Raw genomic sequence first — 20,684 nt, forward strand, 5'->3', positions numbered from 1 at the left:
GATCATGGCTTCTCCGGTCTATGTGATCAATCCGAACTCGTCCCAGACCGTCATGGCGGAGATCGACAAGGCCGTAGCACCCCTGCGAAGTGCGGGCGGGCCCGGCATCGTCTGCCTCTCCCTGGCCGAAGGACCGCCCGGCATCCAGTCCCAGCGGGATGTGGACGGCGTCGTGACTCCGATCCTGCGCAAGGCAGCCGACCTGGAGGCAAACGCGGGTGCGTTCGTCATCGCGTGCTTTTCGGATCCCGGTCTCCACGCCCTTCGCGAGCAGAGCCGCCGTCGCGTCTTCGGTATCGCCGAATGCGGCGTGCTGGCGGCGCTCACTCTCGGCCAGCGCTTCGGCGTCATCGCAATCCTGCCGACATCCATTCCGAGGCATCTTCGCTATTTCGGCGCGATGGGCGTCATGGACCGCTTCGCGGCCGATCTGTCGATCAGCCTCGGCGTCGCGGAACTCTCCGACGAAGATCGAACCTTGACCCGCATGGTCGAAGTCGGGCGGACGCTGAAGGATATGCACGGCGCCGACGTTCTCGTCATGGGATGCGCCGGCATGGCCCGATACCGCGCCGCACTGGAAGGTGCGGTCGGCATCCCGGTCGTCGAGCCGACGCAGGCTGCCGTTGCCATGGCGGTCGGCCACGTTCGCCTGTCGCAAGCGCTCGCATTCTGAATACTTACACTCCTCCTCTGCCTCTTGGAGCCTGAAATGACCGCCCCCGACAAGACGACTCTCTTCCGCAACTGCGACTGGATCGTCGCCTGGGATGAAGACGCCCGATCCCATGTCTATCTCCGTAACGCGGATTTCGTGATCCGTGGCGCCGACATCGTCCATGTCGGCAAGGGCTATGCCGGTCCCATCGATGCCGAGGTCGACGCCAGCAGGATGATGATCATCCCCGGCTTCGTGGACATCCACAGCCATCCCGGACACGAGCCCGGCTGGAAGGGAATGCTGGAGGAACTGGGCAGCCCGCGCCTCGGCCAGAGTTCGCTCTACGAGTTCATGCCGGTCTTCCAGATCGGCCCCGAATACACGCGCCCTGCCCTGCGGGTGGCAACGTCGGAGCTCTTGAAAAGCGGTGTGACGACGATCTGCGATCTCGGCCGCCCCCGCACGACCTGGGCCGATGAATATGCGGAGACCGGCATCCGCGCCGTGCTCTGGGGCATGTTCCGGTCCGGCCCCTGGAAGACCACCAACGGTCATTCGGTGGAATACGACCTCGATCCGGCAACCGGAGACCGGTTGCTGCGTGAGGCCATCGAAATCGCCGATGCTGCGTCGAAGCACCCGAGCGGACGCATCACCGGCTTCATCGGACCGGCGCAGATCGATACCTGCACCGAGGGCCAGATCCGGGACGCGCTCGATGCGGCGCGGGAGCGGGGTCAGCCGATTCAGATCCACGCGGCGCAGAGCATCGTGGAATTCCAGGAGATCATGCGCCGCTACGGCTCAACGCCGATCGAATGGCTGGACAAGATCGGAGCGCTGGGTCCTGACACGATCATCGGCCATTGCATCTTCCTGAACGACCATCCGTGGCTGCACTGGCCTCACGCCAACGATTTCGAGCGCCTGCGCGACAGCGGCGCCCAAGTGGCGCATTGCCCCGTAGTCTTCGCGCGCCGCGGCATCGCCCTAAACACCTTGAGCCGTTATGTGAAGGCCGGCATCCGGTGCGGCATCGGGACGGACAGCTTCCCGCACAACATGCTCGATGAACTCCGCATGGCCTGCTACGCCGGCCGCATCGTGGGAGGCAGCTTCACGGCGGCCACGACTCACGATGCCTTCATGGCCGCCACCGCCGTTGGTGCCGACATGATCCGCCGCCCCGACCTGGGACGCCTGGCGCCCGGCTGCAAGGCGGATTTCTCGGTGGTTGACATGAGCAACCCCTATATGCAGCCGGATTACGAGCCCGTTCGCAGCCTCGTCTATTCGGCCAACGACAGGGCTATCAAGGACGTCTATGTGGACGGCCGCCAGGTCGTGAAGGATGGCGAGGTCCTCGAGTTCGACATCGGCGAGGATCTCGAAATGCTGCGCAAGGGGCAAGCGGAAGCCATCGCGGCAGCACCGCAGCGGGACTGGGCCGGACGCGGGCTCGAGGAACTGAGCCCCAGGGTCTTTCCAATTCGGAATTAAGTGGCGTCGCAACGACGTTCTGAAAGACGAAAGGCCCCGAACCATTTCGGGGCCTTTTGATTTCGAGCGCTGTTGGTTCACCAGCCAATCATCTGAAGCTTTAACCGGCCGTTTCCCCATGACGATCGAACACGATCTCGCCGCCGCGAATCGTGAGATCGCACCGGGTGTCATGCAGGATGTCTTCAGGGGACGCCGTCAGGAGATCGCGGGAGAAGACCGCGACGTCGCCCGCAAGACCTGGATCGAGACGACCCCATTCATGCTCGGCTTTGTTCACATAGGCTCCGAATTCCGTGAAGGCCATGATCGCCTGCTCGATGGACACCACCTCCCGCTCGTCCATGACGGTTCCATGAGCCGTCTTGCGGGTCAGCATCGAGAAGAAGTTCGGAAAGGGATTGATGTCGCAGACCGGAGCATCACTGCCGGCGGCAGGCTTGAAACCGAGACCGATCCAGGTCCGAAGCGGATAGGACGGTTTCGCTCTCTTCTCGCCGACGACTGAAACATAGAGGTCGCCGAAATCGTAAATGAACACCGGCTGCGGCACCGGTTGAACGCCCAGGCGCTTCATGCGTGCATTCTGATCGGCTCTCGCATAGCCCGCATGCTCGATTCTGTGGCGGCGGTCCGGATCCGGCATCGCCTCGAGAGCAAGCTCGAAGGCATTGAGGGTCTGCTCGATCGCGGCATCGCCGATCGCATGAACGGCAAGCTGATAGCCCTTGGCGTGATAATCATGCACGAGGTCGTTCATCTCGTTGTCGTGCAGGAGCATGAGCCCATGGGTCTTCGGCTCTCCGAGATAGGGCTCGCTCATGGCGGCGGTTCGACCGCCCGCACTGCCGTCGGTGAAGATCTTCACGGGTCCGACGCGCAGCATGGAATCGCCCGCTCCCGTCACCACGCCGTCCGCATAAGCCTGCTCCACGATGCCGCCCGGGCCGCCGAGGAGGCACTGGGTCGTCCGAACGGGCAGGCGGCGGAGGCGCTGGGCCGTGCGATAGGCGGCGACCTCGCGGTATCCTGCCCTCATGCCGACGCCCGCATCCATCACGCTGGTGATGCCGTAGGACAGGCATGCGCGGCCGGCATCGTCGATGGCCTGAACGAGTTCCTGGTCCGTTGGCTCGGGCAGCACGGCCTTGAGCCGGTCGCGACCTGTCTCGGCCAGCAGACCGGTCAGCCGACCGTCCCGCTGCTCGATGGCGCCTCCCTGGGGGACCGGCGTCGTCTCGTCGATGCCCGCCAGCTCCAGCGCCTTCGAGTTGCAGATCGTCACGTGGCCGCAGGCCCGCACGATCGCGACCGGATGATCGGGCGCAACCGCGTCGAGTTCCTCACGGAGCGGATGGCGTCTCACATCGAGCTCGAACTGGTCGTAGCCGCGCCCTTGAATCCAATGGCCAGGCGGAGTGACGGCAGCGCGCTGCCGAACCTTGTCGAGCAGGGCCGCGAGCGTCGGCGCGGACGATGCGCGCACATCCACATGTCCCATGATCACGCCGTAGGGGAGAAGATGCATGTGCGAGTCGCACAATCCCGGCGTGGCGAGGCGGCCCCGCAGATCGATCACCCGGGTCGACGGCCCGATCAGCGGCTCCATGTCGGATGTGCATCCGGCCGCGAGAACCTGTCCGGACCACAGGGCGACGGCTTCGGTCACCTGCTCTGAATATCCGCGGAACACGCGGCCGTTTGTGAGGACGATATCGGCTTTGGGCAGGATGGGCATGGACCACTCGCGCGGCAAGGGCGGGTGCAGCGGGCGCTGCAGTCGGAGGCGGGCGAGTGTGCATACCTTTTAGTCAATCAGCAAGATCCCAAACATCTTACGTTAGGAAATTCTATCCTTGAAACCTTGATTGTTTCGGGTCTAGCTTGAAGTACAGCGACCAGATAAGGCGCAGAAAAAGAGGGAGTACAATGATTCAATCGAAATCCTTAGGCCGGTGGCTCGCACTGGGCCTCATCGCCGGTGTCGCGTCTGTTTCCGCCGCGCCGGCATCTGCTCAATCGACCCTTGATACGGTCAAGAAGCGCGGCAAGATCCTGTGTGGCGTATCGCCGGTCGCTCCCGGCTTCTCCTATGCCGACGACAAGGGCGTCCGGCGGGGCTTCGATGTCGACATCTGCCGCGCCGTGTCGGCCGCCATCTTCGCCGATCCCGACAAGGTCGAATATGTTCCGCTGAACACCAATGTCCGGTTCCAGGCGGTTCAGTCCGGAGAGGTCGACATCCTCTCCCGCCAGAACACCTGGAGCTTCTCGCGCGATGCCTCCCTCGGCCTCGATTTCGGCCCCGTGGTGTTCTACGACGGCCAGGGCCTGATGGCTCCGGCCAAGCTCAACGTGAAGAGCGCCAGCGAACTCGCCGATGCGGCGATCTGCCTGCTGCCTGGAACGACGACCCTTCAGAACCTGGAGGATTTCTTCCGGCCCAAGAACATCAAGTACGAATCCGTGGTGTTCGAGAACTCCGACGAATGGCGCAATGCCTTCTTCAACGGACGCTGCGATGCCATCACGACGGATCGCTCTGACCTCGCTTCCGTCCGTGCGATCGCCAACGACCCGTCGCAATATGTCGTCCTGCCGGAGACCATCTCGAAGGAGCCGCTTGCACCGACGATCCGCCAGAACGATCCCAACTGGCGCGATATTCTGAACTGGTCGATCTATACCCTCATCGGCGCAGAGGAGAAGGGCGTTACCCAGGCGAATGTCGATGAGCAGCTCAAGAGCGAGGATCCCGAGATTCAGCGCATGCTCGGCGTGAACGGCGACTTCGGGAAGATGCTCGGCCTCGACAACAAATGGGGCTACAACATCATCAAGTCGCTCGGCAATTACGGCGAGGTCTTCGACCGTAATCTCGGCCCGAAGACCCGGCTGGGCCTGACGCGCGGCCCGAACGAGCTCTGGACCAAGGGCGGCCTGCTTTACGCGCCCCCGTTCCGGTAGTCTGAGATCGACGGGTGGCCTCAGGGCCACCCGTTTCCCCCTCAGTCCTATCCGGAAAGGATCATCATGCGCGTCGATGCGATGAGCGGGACGAGACTCCTGTACAATCTGCGTTTTCGGGCGATCCTGTATCAAGTGATCGCCGTCGGAAGCATCGTCCTCCTCGGACTTTATCTGTTCTCCAACGTATCGCAGAAGCTGGCCGAGCAGAATATCGCCACGGGCTTCGGCTACCTGAGCCGTGAAGCGGGCTTCGTGATCAGCCAGACATTGATCGACTACAAGCCCACCGATACGTATGGCCATGCCATCCTGGCCGGCATCGTCAACACGGTCTGGGTTTCGGCCTGGAGCGTGGTGCTCGCGACGATCATCGGGCTTTTCGTCGGCATCGCCCGTCTTTCCCGCAACCCGCTGCTGGCGCTGCTGGCCTTTCTCTATGTGGAGGCTTTGCGCAATGTGCCTCTGCTTCTCTATCTCTTCCTCTGGTACGCCCTGATCGTCACGAGCCTGCCGGCCGTGCGCGAAGCATGGGAAATCCTGCCCCATGTCTTCTTGAGCAACAGCGGCCTGACCGTACCGTCCCTCTTGTGGACCGGTGCCCATACGATCGTTCTCCTGGCGCTTGTGCTCGGAGGTGCTCTCGGGATTTTCGTTCACCGCCGGGCGACGGCTCTGCGGATCAGCACAGGCAAGACGCGGACGACGTGGCCCTGGGTCGCCCTGGCTCTTCTGGTCCCTCCGATGCTCGCGATCTTGATCGTGCAGCCCGACCTGACTGTCAGCCTTCCGGAGAAGGGACGCTTCCGCCTGACGGGCGGTGCCCAGCTCAGGCCGGAATTCACAGCCCTTCTGGTGGGCCTTGCTCTGTCGGCTTCCGCGGGCATCGCCGAGATCGTGCGAAGCGGGATTTTGTCGGTTCGCAAAGGGCAATGGGAGGCAGCTCGCGCGCTGGGCCTGCGCGATGGATTGACAATGCGCCTCGTCATTCTTCCCCAGGCGCTCCGCGTGATCATTCCGCCGCTCACAAGCAGCTACCTGAGCCTGTTCAAGAACTCGTCTCTCGCCATCGCGATCGGCTATCCGGATCTCGTCATGGTCTCGAATACGACCATGAACCAGACCGGACAGGCCATCGAGGGCATTGCGATCTTCATGCTCGTCTATCTCGGCCTGTCGATCATGATTTCCCTGTTCATGAACTGGTACAACAGCCGCGTCGCGCTGAAGGAGCGCTAGGCCATGACGACCGCGACCGACATCGCCGAAGCCCAGTTGAAGATGCCGGTTCGACGGGAGCCGGATATCGGCCGCCGCCTGCTGCATCGTACGCTCAAGCCTCTCATCGGGACGCCGCTCAATGCGGTGATCACGCTCGCTTGCCTGTGGGTCCTGTGGCTTGGCGCCAAGGGCGCCTATGGCTGGCTCGTGACCCGGGCGGTCACGGAAGGAGGCGCCCAGGCCTGCAAGGTCGGCAACGGAGCCTGCTGGCCCTTCTATGAGGCGAAGCTGCGCTTCATGATCTTCGGCGTCTATCCCTATGACGAGCAGTGGCGTGTGCTGCTCGCCATGATCCTGTTTCTCGGCGCCATGGGGATCACCATGATCCCGCGCTTCTGGAGCAGAAATCTTCTCGTGCTCTGGGGCGTCACGATCGTCGCGACGGCGATCCTGATCGGGGGTGGCGTATTCGGCCTCTCCTATGTGCCGACGACGCAATGGAGCGGGTTACCGCTTTCGTTTCTGCTGTCCGCGGTCGGGCTCGCCTTCGGCTTTCCTCTCGGCGTCGTTCTCGCCTTGGCCCGCTCGTCGACGCTCCCTGCCATCCGAGTGATCGCCATCATCTTCATCGAGGTGATTCGAGGCGTGCCGCTGATCAGTATCCTGTTCATGGCATCCGTGATGCTGCCGCTCTTCATGCCAAGCGGTGTCACGGTGGACAAGCTGCTGCGGGCGCAGATCGCCATCATCATCTTTGCAGCGGCCTATATCGCGGAGGCGGTCCGTGGCGGATTGCAGGCGATCCCTCGAGGGCAGCACGAGGCCGCCAGCGCGATGGGCCTGCATTACTGGCAAGCCATGCGCCTCATCGTTCTGCCGCAGGCATTGAAGATCGCCATCCCTCCGCTCGTCAACATTTCCATCGGCTTCTTCCAGGACACGACGCTCGTCACGATCATCGGCCTCCTGGACTTCCTGTCTACGGTCCGCACGGCCATGACGGACCCGAACTGGGTCGGTATCGCGGTCCTCGAAGGCTACGTCTTCGCGGCCTTCGTTTTCTTGGTGTTCTCATACGGAATGGGAGCATACAGCCGCTTCCTGGAGCGGCGAATGCGCCTCGGCCACGACTAACCCCCCATCTGAGAGGGCTCAGGCGGCGCGTGCCGCCTGACGCTCTTTTGCGCGATCCAGGGCCTGGTAGGTCCAGTATGTGAGCTGCGCCGCAGCAACCCCGAACGGTCCTCCATTCCACGCGAGGCTGAAGGGTTCGTAGAGACGGTAGCGATCACTCGTACCGAGGATTCCTTCGGCGATCACGCGCCCTCCGATGGCCGTCGTGTTCATGCCGCGCCCGCCGAAGCCGAACACGTGCCAGACGCCAGGCTGCAGCTTGCCGATGAGCGGCATCAGATGGCGTGCATAGGCCATGAGGCCCGACCAAGCCGTCTCCACACGCACGCCTTCGAGCTGTGGATAGGTGGAGGCCATCGTCTTCTGCATCATCTCGGCAAGACGACGCGGTTCGGTCGTGCGCGTCGTGATCCGTCCGCCCCAGAGAAGCCGTGTTCCTTCATCGACAACGCGGTAGTAATCGCCTGCGCGCCGGTTGTCGCTGATCGCCATCGGCGTCAGCACCGCCTGTGCGATTTTCTCCGGCGCCGATTCCGTCAGGAGGACATAGGTTGCAATCGGGAGAATGCTGCGCCGCAAGCGGGGCACCAGATTGTCCGTATAGCCGCCGCCTGCCAGGACCACGTCACGGGCCCTGACTTCACCGCGCTCCGTCCTGACGACCTTCTCCGCACCATCGAAATCGCATCCGGTCACGCGTGAGCCTTCGAAGATTTTCCCGTTCAGGTCCTCGATCGCCTTCGCCAGGGAGCGGGCATAGTTGAGGGGATGGAAGTGAAAGGATGCGGAATCGTAGAGCGCCTGAAAATACTTCGGCGAGCGCAGGACGGCGCGTACGGCGTCGGCCTGCATCACCTCCACGTGGTAGTCGAAAGTTCTCTTCAGCATCTCGCATTGGCGCGCGAGGCTCTCAGGATCGTGGTAGCGCAGCACGCTCATCTTGCCATAAACGCGCTTGTTCTCGGTCATACCGAGACCATCGAGGTTTCCCTCGACGATCCGTACACCCTCGATCGAGAGCCTGTGCAAGGCTTCCGCCCGCTCGCTGCCGACCATGCGGGAGATGTTGGCATGGCTCGTCGCGTAGCCCGGGCCGACGAAGCCTCCATTGCGCCCCGATGCCCCCCAGCCGACCCGCTCGGACTCCAGAACCACGACCGACCGGCCTGCCCGGGCCAATTCGAGAGCTGCCGTGAGACCTGCTAATCCTCCCCCGACAATGGCGACATCGGCCTTGACCGTCCCTGCGAGCGAATGTCGTTGGGAAGCATCCGCGAGTGTACGGGCGTAGTAGGTGTCGCCATAGCCGGTCATGAAGCCCCCCAATCCAGGTGATCTTCGCAAAGCGTAGCGCATCCTACGGAAAAGTGGACCCGGTTTTCTCCTGCAAAGGGCAGCAAAACGTCTTATGGTCTCCGCTCGGATCCACGACGGATCCGCTTCGAATTCCTATGATCCGATCCCGTTCCGACGACCACGCGCGGAACTCCTTCTGCGAGTGGTCCAGAGCTCCTGCGCCCTCCTCAGATGCTCCTCGAAGGATTCCGCAGTTTTGCTCATCGTGAGAAGCGCGACGGCAACCGTGTGGGTTATGATGGCAACGGCCCGCTCGTCACGAATGGTGCCCTCCCACACGCCGTGCCAGTATTCGAGGCTTGTCATTCCCGCCAGAGCGTAGGCCTTCGGCTCCGGCTGCGCCGGAACAAGGAGATCTTCCGCCAAACCGTCCACCAGGCGGAGGAGCGTGCTCGAGCGGAAGGGCGTTGCCTCGGCGGCGTCGCGGCTTGCGCCAAGGATGGTCATGTTCCGGCACCCGAGGATCGACCCTGCATCGCGATGCAGGTCGCGGTAGGCCGGGCGCACGACGCCCATCACGCTTGCGGGAGCACCGAAAGGGTTGACGAGCGGCATGAGGGAATGGATCGGCGATCGCGTTTCAAGTACGCTGTAGAGCGACAGCAGACGGTGGATCTGCGAGGATAGAGCAGCTATCGGGATATAGACGATCCCGACATCCGCTATCGCGTCGAAGGCTGCCGCAGGGCTCGCGCAGACGGGAATGCCGATGGCTCTCGCCGCCGATACGAGCGTGCCCCTGGTGTTGGCACTGCCGTCGTTGCCATGCAGGAGGATACGGTGGCCGGACTGGGCCAGCAGCAGGGCAGCCTGGAGAAACCAGGGCATTCGTCTGGATTTCGGGGAGATGTAGGCCGGCCAGTCGAGATCGATCGCGATCTCCGGTTTCATGATGTCGATGTGGGCACGCGCCGCTCGAGCGAACCCCGCAAGCTCGGCTGCCGTTTCTCCCCGGAAGTGCATGACTGAGAGCAGTGCTCCGACCTGCACCGGATCAGCCTTTCCGTCGAGAATAATGGAGAACGCATCCTGCGCTTCGCTCATCGTGAGGGGGCGGCTGTGTCCGATGCCGGCAGCGATTGTGGCAATGTGCTTGGCAAGCCGCTTGCGGGAATCCTCAGCTTTCCCAAGGGTCGCGAGTTTTAGCGCGAAGGCCTCGGGAAGTGGCTCCCCCTCCAGCAGGATGCTCGGCCTCGTCGTCAGGGGAGCTGCTTCGATGACCGGGCTTCCTGGCATGTCCATTGGATCGATGGCGACGCGCATCGGCGATGCATCGTCCCGCCGCAAGAGAGCTTCCGCCTCGGCCGCCAAGGCACGGATGCGTTGCCGCATGGATTCCGCGAACGGCGTTGGAATGAGCCGTCGGGACGAGCGAACGAAGATCGGGTCGCCATAGACCTCGCGGATCTGTCCGAGGAGGCGGCTCATCGCGGGCGTTCCCATCCCCATCCGCTCGGCTGCGCGGCTGACGCTTCCCACCACCAGCAGAGCATCAAGCGCCAAGAGGAGACGGAGATGACCGAGCTTCAGGGAGTGTTCTTCGGCTGCAGATGTCACAATTTTTCTGTCTTCAAGACCTATGGTGGAATGGCCGCATGATGATCGGGAAATGTCTCATCGTGGAACGGCTATTCCTCATTCCACGAGATCTTTCAAGCCATGCCCCACGACTTTAGAGTCATTATAATTTGCGATTTCCTGAACTCAGAATGAGTCTCAAACATAGCCGTTGACCATCATCGGACCGCAAACCTACTAGCTGCCCCATCATTTTTCAGCATGAGGGGCACTGGGACAGATGAGAGGGACCACTAAGCAGACTCGGCAGGATTCAAAGAGGGGGCCTTCAACCTCCTCGGCTCCCATCGCACTGCCAGAATCCGCCGTCTCGCGCTCTCAGTGCGGGGGGTACAAGACGGGCCGAAAGATCGCCGTGCTTCTCGCCTGCACGAGCCTGTCGACAGTTCTTCTCCTCAGCCCTGGAGCTGCCATGGCGCAGGACGTCGAAGCCAGTGCCGCTCCTGGTAACGATGACGTGATCAACCTGGACCAGATCGTCGTGACGGCCTCCGGGTTCGAACAGACTGTGAAGAATGCGCCTGCGAGCATCTCCGTCATCACGCGGGAGGAACTGGAGAGAGGTTCCTTTCGTGATCTGACCGACGCTTTGCGGGAGGTTCAGGGTGTTGTCGTCACCGGTGTCGCCAACGAGAAGGACATGTTCATCCGCGGACTTCCGGGCACCTACACGCTGATTCTCGTCGATGGGAAGCGGCAGAGCACCAGAGATGCGCGCACCAACGGCAATGCCGGTTTCGAACAGAGCTTCATTCCTCCCGTTACGGCCATCGACCGCATCGAGGTCGTGCGGGGCCCGATGTCCTCCCTTTATGGCTCCGACGCCATGGGTGGCGTCATCAACATCATCACACGCAAGGTATCCGACAACTGGACGACCTCCGTCACGGCGGACGGCACGCTCCAGCAGCACGAGTATTTCGGCAATTCGGCGCAAGGCTCGTTCTACACGAGCGGCCCGCTCATCCACCGTATGCTCGGGCTTCAATTGTGGGGACGCGGGTTCGGCCGCCGCGAGGATGATTTCCTCAGCGGCATCACAGGAGCCCGCGAAGGCAATATTGGCGGACGGCTGACCTTCACCCCGACCGAGAACCACGACATCATGCTTGAAAGCGGTTTCACGCGCATCCGCCGCGACGCGTCTAAATGGGGAACGCTCGAGAGCACCGCCAACGACACTTACAATCACAATGACCGCAAGTATTGGTCGCTCACCCATGAGGGGCGCTGGGGTCCCACGACCTCGACATTCTCGATCATGCAGGAATGGGCGGAGCGACGGAGCTACACGGAGAATCCACGCACGCTCGCTTTCGATAAGAATCCGCGCTCGCCCGAGATCCGCAACACGATCGTCGACGGAAAGTTCACCACTCCTTTCGATTTTTTCGGAACCCACACGCTCGTCACGGGCGGCCAATGGTCCAACGCCTCGCTCGACGACCAGAATCCGGGTCGGCGCACGCGCATCGACGAGACGTTCACGATCAACCAGTGGGCTCTCTTCGCCGAAGACGAATGGCGCCTCACCGACACCTTCTCGCTCACGAACGGGCTGCGCATGGATCACCATGAGATCTACGGCGCCCATTATAGTCCTCGCAGCTACGCGGTGTGGCACGCCACCGGGAACCTGACCCTGAAGGGAGGTCTCTCGACCGGTTTTCGGGCTCCCGAGATCCGCCAGATCGCGCCGGGCTACGCCTATACGACAGGCGGCGCGGGCTGCAGCTACGGGCCCAACGGAACCTGCGGCGTCATTCTGGCCGACCCCAATCTGCAGGCGGAAACGAGCACGAGCTACGAGATCGCCGCTCTCTGGGACAATCTCGACGGCTTCACCGCGAGCGCAACCTATTTCTACACGGATTTCCGTGACAAGATCAGCAACGCGCTGGTTCTGGACGACGCCGGCAACCCGGTGCGCTGGTCGGAAGATCCGAACTATCGCCTCTGGTACAACTACAACATCGACGATGCGGTCATCCAAGGCGTCGAGCTGGCTGCAAGCTGGCGCGCCACGGAATCGATATCGATCCGCGGCAGCTACACCTTGACGGATTCCGAGCAGCGGACGGGCGACTTTGCGGGCTTCCCGCTCGCCCGCACGCCCCGGCACATGGCCAATGCGCGCCTGGATTGGAACACGCCGATCACCGGGCTCTCGACCTGGACGCAGGTGAACTACCACGGCGCGGAAATTGTGGGCGGCGCACGCATCGGCACGAACGGCACGCCCGTCATCATCAACGGCGCAGCCGGTCGAAGGTACGATGCCTACGCCACGATGGATACGGGCCTGACCTATAACTTTACCGAGAAGCTTGCCCTGAACGCCGCCATCTACAACGTCTTCGACAAGGAGATCGAACCTACTGACCACAACACGGTGGTGGAGGGACGGCGCCTCTGGATCGGCATGTCGGCGACCTTTTGAAAGCTCCTCCCCTCCTCCCTCCACTAAGCATCGTTCTCCGAACGACGGACAGGAACAGGCATGGCACAGGACGGTATGACGGATATTCACGAGGGACCGCGCCGGCGCCCCCTCTCAGGACCTGGACTTTTCGTGTCGGCGAAAGCTTTGACGGAGAACCCAACATGCGCCGCGTCGTCCCGACGGCGGACGATACGGCGAATTCATCTACAAGCCAGGACAGGCACTCGTTTGGCGACGTGGCCGGATCGGCGGACACGACCATGTGGACGACTGAATGCCCGTATGCCGCAGAAAACGCGATAACCAGAGAATTGGAGTGATGATGACTTTCCCGGCCCGCTACCCGCTCGCCGCCCTCGTTGCCGGCGCCTTGGCCCTCGGCTCCGTAACGGTCGGCGCTCAGGCGCAGGATCTGACGATCCAGCATGCCAAGGGCGAGACGACCCTCTCCCGGAAGCCTCCGAAGGTCCTCGCGTTCGACATGGCCTCGCTCGATACGCTGAATGCCCTGGGTGTCGAGGTTGCCGGCGTCCCGACGGCCCGATTCCCGGAATATCTCGCGAAGTACACTTCGGATCGATACGAGAAAATCGGCACCCTGTTCGAGCCCGATTACGAAGCGGTCAACGCGGCCGAACCCGATCTCATCATTGTGGGGGGCCGCTCCAGCGCCAAATATGCCGACTTGGCGAAGATCGCGCCGACCATCGATCTCACGGTCGACCCGAAGGACTTCATGAGCAGCGTGAAGCGCAACGTGCGGGTTCTCGGCAAGATTTTCGACAAGGAACCGGAGGCCGAGACTCAGCTGGCCAAGCTTGAGACATCCATCGCTGATCTTCGCCAGGATGCCGCCAAGGCCGGCAAGGGACTTCTGGTCCTCACGACAGGCGGCAAGATGAGCGCCTACGGCCCCGGCTCGCGCTTCGGGATCCTTCATGGGGAATTCGGGATCGTGCCCGTGGTCGAGGGCTTGGCCACGACCAACCACGGGCAGGCGGTGTCGGCGGAGTTCATTCTCAAAACCGATCCGGACTGGCTTTTCGTGATCGACCGGGACGCGGTGGTCGGTCGGGAAGGCGGCGCGGCCAAGAACGTGCTGGACAACGAACTCGTCGCCCAGACCACGGCCTGGAAGCAGAAGCAGGTCGTCTATCTCGACCCCGTCAATTGGTACCTGGTCGGCGGCGGGCTGACCGCCCTGCAGGCCAGCGTCGATCAGATTGCCAAGGCCGTGGCGAAGAAGTAACCCGCATCCGGCCGGATACGGATCGACCGCGGGTCGCTCACTGAGCGATCCGCTTTTGCATGTGGAACCTAGGGCCGGTCGAAGGCCCGCTGAAGCCCCGAGCGCCCGTGAGATCCCTCCTCCTTGTCCTGGCAGCCGTCATGGTCCTGGCTCTGATCAGCCTGCTGATCGGAGCGAGCGATCTGTCGCCGGCGAGCCTCCTTTCGCCACAGGATGGAAGCCAGGCGACTCGGATTCTCGTGGTGTCCCGGATCCCCAGGACCGTCGCCCTCGTCCTGGCCGGCATGGCCATGGCGGTGGCCGGACTGATCATGCAGATGCTGACCCAGAACCGGTTCGTCGAGCCGTCGACGGCGGGAACCGTCGAGTCGGCTGGCCTCGGCCTTCTGACCGTAACGCTCTTCGCCCCCGACTTGCCCGTTTTCGGCAAGATGCTGGTGGCGGCCGGCTTTGCCCTGGCTGGAACCGCCCTGTTCCTGCGCATTCTTCGCCTCGTCCCCCTGCGCTCCGTCCTGACGGTGCCGCTGGTCGGCATCATGCTGGGCGGCATCATCAGCGCGATCACCACGTTCTTCGCCTATCGTTTCGACCTGATGCAGTCCCTGAACGCCTGGACGACCGGGGACTTTTCCGGCGTCCTTCGCGGCCGCTACGAGCTGCTGTGGGTGACCTTCGGCCTGACTCTTCTCGCCTATCTGGCCGCCGACAGGCTCACGCTGGCCGGGACGGGGCGTGACTTCTCGACCAATCTGGGCCTGCGCTACCGAAGCGTGGTGTCCTTCGGGCTGGTCATCGTCTCCATGGTGACGGCGACCGTCGTCGTCACGGTCGGCATGATGCCGTTCCTCGGCCTGATCGTGCCGAACGTGGTGAGCATGATGATCGGAGACAACATGCGCCGCGCCCTGCCCCGGGTTGCCGTGATGGGCGCGGGCCTCGTGCTGGTCTGCGACGTGATCGGACGGGTGGTGTATTACCCATACGAGGTTCCCATCGGAACCATCATGGGGGTCGTCGGCAGCGCACTCTTTCTGGTTCTTCTGCTGAAGGGGCGCGGGCGCTTTGCGTAACACAGACCTGCATCCAATCCGCGTGCTCGTGATTCTCGCCGCCGTCGCGGCGGCGGTGATCGTGCTGTTCATGACGGTCAACGCCAAGGGACGGTGGGATTTCATCCTGGCCTTTCGCGGCGCGAAGGTTCTGTCCATGATCCTGGTCGCCTATGCCATCGCGGTGTCGACCGTGCTGTTCCAGACGGTGAGCCACAACCGGATCCTGACGCCCTCGATCATGGGCTTCGACGCCCTCTACGGCCTCCTTCAGACCGGCCTGATCTTCGCGCTTGGATCGGCAGGATTGGGCGCCTTGGATCCGCGCCTGCTGTTCGGGATCGAGGTCGTCACGATGGTGGCGTTCTCCAGCCTCCTGTATCGCTGGCTCTTCTCCGGCAACAGCCGCAGCCTTCACCTGCTGCTTCTCGTCGGCATCGTCTTCGGCGTGCTGTTCCGAAGCCTCGCCGGCTTCATGCAGAGGATCATCGATCCCAACGAGTTCGTCGTCCTGCAGGACCGCCTGTTCGCGAACTTCAACAGCGTCAACGACGACCTGCTGGCCGTCTCGACCGCGGCGGTCGTGGCCGTCTCCATCGTAGGCTGGCGGATGATGCATGCTTACGACGTGCTGGCCCTGGGGCGGGAAGCAGCCATCAATCTCGGTGTCGATCACACAAGGGCCGTGACGATCGTGCTCATGCTGGTGGCCATCCTGATCTCGGTCTCCACCGCCCTCGTCGGTCCCGTGACCTTCTTCGGCTTGCTGGTCGCCAATCTCGCCTACCAGATCGCCGGATCCCACAAGCACCGCTTCATTCTGCCGGTCGCAAGTCTGTTGGCGGTCATCTGCATCGTCGGCGGACAGCTTGTCCTCGAGCGGATCTTCGCCTTCGACACGGCGCTCAGCATCGTCATCGAATTCGTGGGCGGGATCGTCTTCCTCGCCCTCCTGATCAGAGGAACGGCCCGTTGATCGAAATCTCTCATGCAAGCAAAGCCTATGGTGACACCATCGTCGTGCGCGACGTGTCGCTCACTCTGCCCCGGCGAGGCGTCACCTCGATCATCGGCCCGAACGGCGCCGGCAAGTCCACGCTTCTGTCGATGGTCGGCCGCCTGCTGCCCATGAGTGCCGGGACGGTGACGATTGATGGGCTCGACATCACGCGGACGCCGTCGGACATTCTCGCCAGGCGCTTGTCCATTCTCCGCCAGGACAACCGGATCAATGCGCGCCTGACCGTTCGCGACCTGGTCGAATTCGGCCGCTATCCCTATTCCAAGGGCCGCCTCACGCCGGACGACCGGTCCCAGGCGGACAAGGCCATCGGGTTCCTGGGCTTGGAACCGCTGGCGGAGCGCTTCCTCGACGAATTGTCCGGCGGGCAGCGGCAGCGGGCCTATGTCGCCATGGTGCTGTGCCAGGATACGGACTATGTGCTTTTCGACGAGCCCTTGAACAATCTCGACATGAAGCACGCGGTGGGCATGATGAAGCTGCTGCGCCGGGCGGCCGACGACCTGGGCAAGACCATCGTCGTCGTCCTCCACGATATCAACTTCGCATCCTGCTACTCCGACTACATCGTCGCCATGCGCGACGGAGCCATCGTCCGCCACGGCACGCCCGACGAAACGATGACGGCCAGCGTGATCCGGGACGTCTACGACATGGATGTCACGATTCAGGACATGGAGGGACGGAAGATCGCGCTCTACTACGTCTGACGCGTTATCAGAATCGACCAGCCCCCTCTCGCGGGAGGTTCATCAGTCCGGCCGGACGGCGACGGCAGGAAGCCTCGGCGTGCCTGGAGCCGGTCCGGCGCCTTGGCGTCTGAAGGGAATTGGAGCGGGCGATGGGAATCGAACCCACGACATTCAGCTTGGGAAGCTGACGTTCTACCTCTGAACTACGCCCGCAAACACTTTCAAATTCAGCAACTTAGCGAATTCAGCAGTTCCTGCCGATGGCGCTATGTGCCGTTTGTGTGCCTTCCATTTCTAGCAAGGCGGCGGCGTTGGCGTCAAACGCCTTCTTATGGTTCGAGCCCGGGAAGCGGTACCTGGATGAAACGGATAAGCCCTCCTGGATGATCGCCCGATCGTTCATGCCAGTTGAGGACGAACACCGGACCACTCCTCCCGATCGACCCGACAACGAAATCTCTACTCCACGAGAGTGAATGGAAATTCGAGAAGGAACCTACCTCGTCCATTGGGTTTGATTTCTCCAAAGAAAGGAGCAAACCCTATGAAAGCAAGTATTCTGTTCGTCGCGCTCGGCCTCGCCGTTCTTTCCGTCCCTGCTGCCGTTCAGGCACAAGGAATCGTACGCGGTGCCCAGCAGGGAGCCGCCGTCGGCAATCGGGCCGCCGGTCCTGTCGGCGGGGCTGTCGGTGGCGCGGTCGGCGGCGTGACCGGAGGTGTCGTCGGTGGAGTCAAGGGTGTGCTCGGCATCCCGCAGAGCACCGGCAGTGTGAAGCGGCATCAGACCACCCACAAGAAGCGGACAGTTCACCACTAGAGCATCGTGCGGGCCCTTCAGGCCGCATCGGCGGCTCGATGGGCCCGCCTGCGATCAGTGGACCCGGTTCCGGGCGTGGAGCATCGTGCCAGCCGTACGATGACCAGAGTGCCGTTGTGGTCAGCGGAAGTGCTTGGAGAGCTTCAGGCCCTGAGCCTGGTAGTTCGAGCCGGCGCCTGCGCCGTAGAGCACGTTCGGACGCTCTGCCATGCGCTCATAGACGAGCCGCCCGACGATCTGGCCGTCTTCGAGGATGAAGGGAACGTCGCGGGAACGCACCTCGAGAACCGCGCGGGCCCCCTCTCCGCCTGCATCGGCATGGCCGAAGCCCGGATCGAAGAAGCCCGCGTAATGGACCCGGAACTCACCCACGAGGGGGTCGAAGGGCACCATCTCGGCCGCATAATCCGGCGGCACGTGCACGGCCTCCTTGGAGGCCAGGATATAGAACTGGCCTGGATCCAGGATCAGGGTCCGGCTGGAATCCGCATAGAGCGGCTCCCAGAAATCCGCCACGCGGCAGGAGCCGGGCTTGTCCACATCGACGAGGCCCGTATGCCGCTTGGCGCGATAGCCGACGAGGTTGTCGGGGCCGAAGCCCGCGAGATCCACGCTCACGGCAACCCCATCCTGGATCGACGGCTCGGCGGAGGTCACGACACGCTCGCGCTCATGGACGGCCAGCAGCTCGGCGTCGCTCAGGCGGACATCGCCCTTGCGCAGGCGCAGCTGCGACAGGCGCGTGCCGGTGCGCACCAGCACGGGAAAGGTACGCGGCGAGATTTCGGCGTAGAGGCGCCCGTGATAGCCGGCCCCGATGGTGTCGAATTCCTGGCTGCGGTCGGTGATGACCCGGGTGAAGACGTCGATGCGGCCAGTCGAGCTCTTGGGGTTGGCAGCGGCCGACAGGTCCTCCGGCAGGGCCAGTTCCTCCTGCAGCTCGGCGATATAGACGCTGCCCGTCTCCAGGATCGCCCCCTTGGCAAGGTCGATCTCGTGGAAGCTCAACTGGTCGAGCCGGTCCTGGACCGTATGGTTGCGGCCCGGCAGGAAGCTGGCGCGGACCCGGTAGGCCCGTCGTCCGAGCCTCAGGTCGAGACTGGCCGGCTGGACCTGGTCGGACGCGAAGGGGGTTTCCGGTTTGATGGCTCCCGCCTCGGCAAGGCGCATGATGGCATCCGCCGATTGAATCCCGTCCTTCAACGCAACCATGACTGTCTTCCGAGGGGCCGAGCCCTCTTTGAATTGGTGAGCCTGACAATATCTGTAAGGCTTGTTACGGAATTCTCAATCGCTTTCATGGCCTGGGGATAGTCCCGTGGACAAGGGCCCGGCCCTTCCTCCCCCGGTCGATTGACGAGACCCCAAGGCCGCCGTACCACGGGCTCATGGAACTCTTCGACCGGCGTGAGGCAGGCTCATGTACAAGGCTGTGACCCGTGGCATCTCCGTGACGGTGACGCCCCGCTACATGCCCGAAGAATCTTCCCCCGAGCAGGGCCGCTATTTCTTTGCCTATACGGTCGAGATCATCAACACGGGCCTGGAGCGTGTCCAGCTCCGCGCCCGTCACTGGACGATCACCGACGAGCATGGGCAGGTCCAGGAGGTGCGCGGCGCGGGCGTCGTTGGAGAGGAGCCGATCCTGGGCCCAGGGGAGAGCTTCAGTTATACGAGCGGCTGCCCCCTGCCGACGCCGAGCGGCACGATGCAGGGCTCCTATCTGATGGAGACTGCCGCCGGCGAAACCTTCGACGCTGAAGTTCCTGCCTTCTCGCTCGACATCCCCCGCGCCAAGCGCGTGCTGCACTGAGGTTTTTGATGATGTCCACCGGACAGCGGCTGACGCCGCTCGAAATGCTGGCGAAGCTGGTTTCGTTCGATACCGTGAGCTCGAAGTCGAATCTGCCCCTGATCGAATTCGTCGAAGGCTATCTGCAGAGCTGGAACGTGCCTTATGTGCGCGTGCCCGACGAGACCGGTGAGAAGGCGGCGATCTACGCCACCGTCGGCCCGCAGGACCGGGGCGGGATCGTCCTGTCCGGTCATACGGACGTGGTGCCGGTGACCGGCCAGTCCTGGACCTCCGATCCCTTCACGCTGCGCGTGGAGAACGGGCGCGCGTACGGGCGCGGCGCCGTAGACATGAAGGCTTTCGACGCGCTGGCGCTCGCGATGGTGCCGGAGTTTCTGGCCGCCCATCTCACGACGCCGATCCACATCATGCTCTCCTACGACGAGGAGACGACCTGCCTGGGCGTCGTCGACACCATCCGCCGCCTCGGACATGATCTGCCCTTGCCTAAGGCCGCCATCGTCGGCGAGCCGACGATGCTGGAGGTGGTTGACGCGCACAAGAGCGTCGTGACCTTCTCAACCACTGTGCATGGATTCGAAGCGCATTCGTCGAAGCCCTATCTCGGGGCCAGCGCCGTGATGACGGCCGCCGAGCTGATCGCGGAACTGAACCGCATCGGCGACGACATGATGGAACGAGGCGACTCGAGCGGACGCTTCGATCCGCCCTACACGACGGTGCATGTGGGCACGATCGCGGGTGGCACGGCGCGCAACATCCTCTCGAAGAGCTGCACCTTTCACTGGGAGTTCCGGGGTCTGCCAAGCCTCGACCCGCAGGAGATCCCCAATCGCCTCAATCGCTTCGTCGAGGAGGTGGCTTTGAAGCGCCTCAACCGCTTCGGCGAGTTCGGACGGATCGAGACGGTCCTTCACGCCGACGTGCCGGGCCTCGCGCCCGATCCGGGCTCGACGGCGGAAGTCCTGGCGCTTCGCCTCGCTGGCAAGAACCATACGCAGACCGTCCCGTTCGGCACGGAAGCGGGCCATTACCAAGCGGCCGGCATTCCCACCGTCGTCTGCGGTCCCGGCTCGATCAACCAGGCCCACCAGCCGGACGAGTACATCACGCTGGAACAGCTCGAGGCAGGCCTCGCCTTCATGCGGCGGCTCGCGGCGACCTGCGCGAGTTCGTGACA

The 20,684-nt window shown here is 63.0% G+C and carries 17 protein-coding genes and 1 tRNA gene; 13 read left to right on the plus strand and 5 right to left on the minus strand.

Annotation, left to right across the window (positions count from 1 at the left end; all coding sequences use genetic code 11):
* Positions 1 to 4: 4 nt before the first annotated feature.
* Together U0023_RS04450 and U0023_RS04455 are read left to right on the plus strand one after the other, a co-directional pair.
* Positions 5 to 676: an aspartate/glutamate racemase family protein gene (locus U0023_RS04450; RefSeq protein WP_009763545.1), complete on the plus strand. Its 672-nt coding sequence runs from the start codon at positions 5 to 7 to the stop codon at positions 674 to 676.
* Between the two features lie 36 nt (positions 677 to 712).
* Positions 713 to 2,161, plus strand: coding sequence for an amidohydrolase family protein (locus U0023_RS04455; RefSeq protein WP_009763544.1), 1,449 nt, complete (start codon positions 713 to 715; stop codon positions 2,159 to 2,161).
* A gap of 100 nt (positions 2,162 to 2,261) precedes the next feature.
* Here U0023_RS04455 and U0023_RS04460 read toward each other — a convergent pair whose 3' ends face one another.
* Positions 2,262 to 3,899 carry an amidohydrolase gene (locus U0023_RS04460; RefSeq protein WP_009763543.1) on the minus strand — a complete coding sequence of 546 codons (1,638 nt, stop codon included), beginning with the start codon at positions 3,897 to 3,899 and terminating at the stop codon, positions 2,262 to 2,264.
* 191 nt (positions 3,900 to 4,090) lie between these two features.
* Between U0023_RS04460 and U0023_RS04465 the strand changes: the two genes are divergently transcribed.
* The 3 genes from U0023_RS04465 to U0023_RS04475 all read left to right on the plus strand — a co-directional run bounded on the left by U0023_RS04465 (position 4,091) and on the right by U0023_RS04475 (position 7,483).
* On the plus strand, positions 4,091 to 5,128 hold the full coding sequence (locus tag U0023_RS04465) for an amino acid ABC transporter substrate-binding protein (protein ID WP_009763542.1): 1,038 nt from the start codon (positions 4,091 to 4,093) through the stop codon (positions 5,126 to 5,128).
* A 66-nt stretch (positions 5,129 to 5,194) separates the two neighbouring features.
* Positions 5,195 to 6,367 carry an amino acid ABC transporter permease gene (locus U0023_RS04470; RefSeq protein ID WP_009763541.1) on the plus strand — a complete coding sequence of 391 codons (1,173 nt, stop codon included), beginning with the start codon at positions 5,195 to 5,197 and terminating at the stop codon, positions 6,365 to 6,367.
* Positions 6,368 to 6,370: 3 nt separating this feature from the next.
* Positions 6,371 to 7,483, plus strand: coding sequence for an amino acid ABC transporter permease (locus U0023_RS04475; RefSeq protein WP_009763540.1), 1,113 nt, complete (start codon positions 6,371 to 6,373; stop codon positions 7,481 to 7,483).
* Between the two features lie 18 nt (positions 7,484 to 7,501).
* On the opposite strand, the gene U0023_RS04480 is transcribed toward U0023_RS04475, so the two are convergent.
* Together U0023_RS04480 and U0023_RS04485 are read right to left on the minus strand one after the other, a co-directional pair.
* Positions 7,502 to 8,797: an NAD(P)/FAD-dependent oxidoreductase gene (locus U0023_RS04480; RefSeq protein WP_009763539.1), complete on the minus strand. Its 1,296-nt coding sequence runs from the start codon at positions 8,795 to 8,797 to the stop codon at positions 7,502 to 7,504.
* A gap of 135 nt (positions 8,798 to 8,932) precedes the next feature.
* Entirely contained in the window at positions 8,933 to 10,396 is a 1,464-nt protein-coding gene (locus tag U0023_RS04485) for a glycosyl transferase family protein (protein WP_052600593.1), read from the minus strand.
* A gap of 433 nt (positions 10,397 to 10,829) precedes the next feature.
* Here U0023_RS04485 and U0023_RS04490 point away from each other — a divergent pair, with 433 nt between their 5' ends.
* The 5 genes from U0023_RS04490 to U0023_RS04510 all read left to right on the plus strand — a co-directional run bounded on the left by U0023_RS04490 (position 10,830) and on the right by U0023_RS04510 (position 16,889).
* A complete protein-coding gene (locus tag U0023_RS04490; protein ID WP_009763537.1) occupies positions 10,830 to 12,857 on the plus strand; it encodes a TonB-dependent receptor domain-containing protein in 2,028 nt (675 codons plus the stop codon).
* A gap of 322 nt (positions 12,858 to 13,179) precedes the next feature.
* Positions 13,180 to 14,109, plus strand: coding sequence for a siderophore ABC transporter substrate-binding protein (locus tag U0023_RS04495; protein WP_040638698.1), 930 nt, complete (start codon positions 13,180 to 13,182; stop codon positions 14,107 to 14,109).
* A gap of 140 nt (positions 14,110 to 14,249) precedes the next feature.
* A complete protein-coding gene (locus tag U0023_RS04500; protein ID WP_245273025.1) occupies positions 14,250 to 15,179 on the plus strand; it encodes an ABC transporter permease in 930 nt (309 codons plus the stop codon).
* Positions 15,172 to 16,134: an iron chelate uptake ABC transporter family permease subunit gene (locus U0023_RS04505; RefSeq protein ID WP_009763533.1), complete on the plus strand. Its 963-nt coding sequence runs from the start codon at positions 15,172 to 15,174 to the stop codon at positions 16,132 to 16,134. Before U0023_RS04500 ends, U0023_RS04505 begins: the two co-directional genes overlap by 8 nt.
* On the plus strand, positions 16,131 to 16,889 hold the full coding sequence (locus tag U0023_RS04510; RefSeq protein WP_009763532.1) for an iron ABC transporter ATP-binding protein: 759 nt from the start codon (positions 16,131 to 16,133) through the stop codon (positions 16,887 to 16,889). Before U0023_RS04505 ends, U0023_RS04510 begins: the two co-directional genes overlap by 4 nt.
* A gap of 120 nt (positions 16,890 to 17,009) precedes the next feature.
* Here U0023_RS04510 and U0023_RS04515 read toward each other — a convergent pair.
* Positions 17,010 to 17,084, minus strand: a tRNA-Gly gene (locus U0023_RS04515).
* A gap of 331 nt (positions 17,085 to 17,415) precedes the next feature.
* On the opposite strand from U0023_RS04515, the gene U0023_RS04520 reads away from it, so the two are divergent.
* Complete coding sequence (locus U0023_RS04520; RefSeq protein WP_009763531.1) at positions 17,416 to 17,688, plus strand: hypothetical protein; 273 nt, start codon at positions 17,416 to 17,418, stop codon at positions 17,686 to 17,688.
* Positions 17,689 to 17,808: 120 nt separating this feature from the next.
* On the opposite strand, the gene U0023_RS04525 is transcribed toward U0023_RS04520, so the two are convergent.
* Entirely contained in the window at positions 17,809 to 18,900 is a 1,092-nt protein-coding gene (locus U0023_RS04525) for a 2'-deoxycytidine 5'-triphosphate deaminase (RefSeq protein ID WP_009763530.1), read from the minus strand.
* Between the two features lie 208 nt (positions 18,901 to 19,108).
* On the opposite strand from U0023_RS04525, the gene apaG reads away from it, so the two are divergent.
* Both apaG and argE read left to right on the plus strand, forming a co-directional pair.
* Complete coding sequence (apaG, locus tag U0023_RS04530) at positions 19,109 to 19,501, plus strand: Co2+/Mg2+ efflux protein ApaG (RefSeq protein ID WP_009763529.1); 393 nt, start codon at positions 19,109 to 19,111, stop codon at positions 19,499 to 19,501.
* Between the two features lie 8 nt (positions 19,502 to 19,509).
* Positions 19,510 to 20,682 (plus strand): acetylornithine deacetylase, encoded by a 1,173-nt coding sequence (gene argE, locus U0023_RS04535; RefSeq protein WP_009763528.1) that lies wholly within the window; start codon positions 19,510 to 19,512, stop codon positions 20,680 to 20,682.
* Positions 20,683 to 20,684 lie beyond the last annotated feature (2 nt).

The sequence above is a fragment of the Microvirga lotononidis genome (assembly GCF_034627025.1).
GTDB classification, from domain to species: Bacteria; Pseudomonadota; Alphaproteobacteria; order Rhizobiales; family Beijerinckiaceae; genus Microvirga; species Microvirga lotononidis.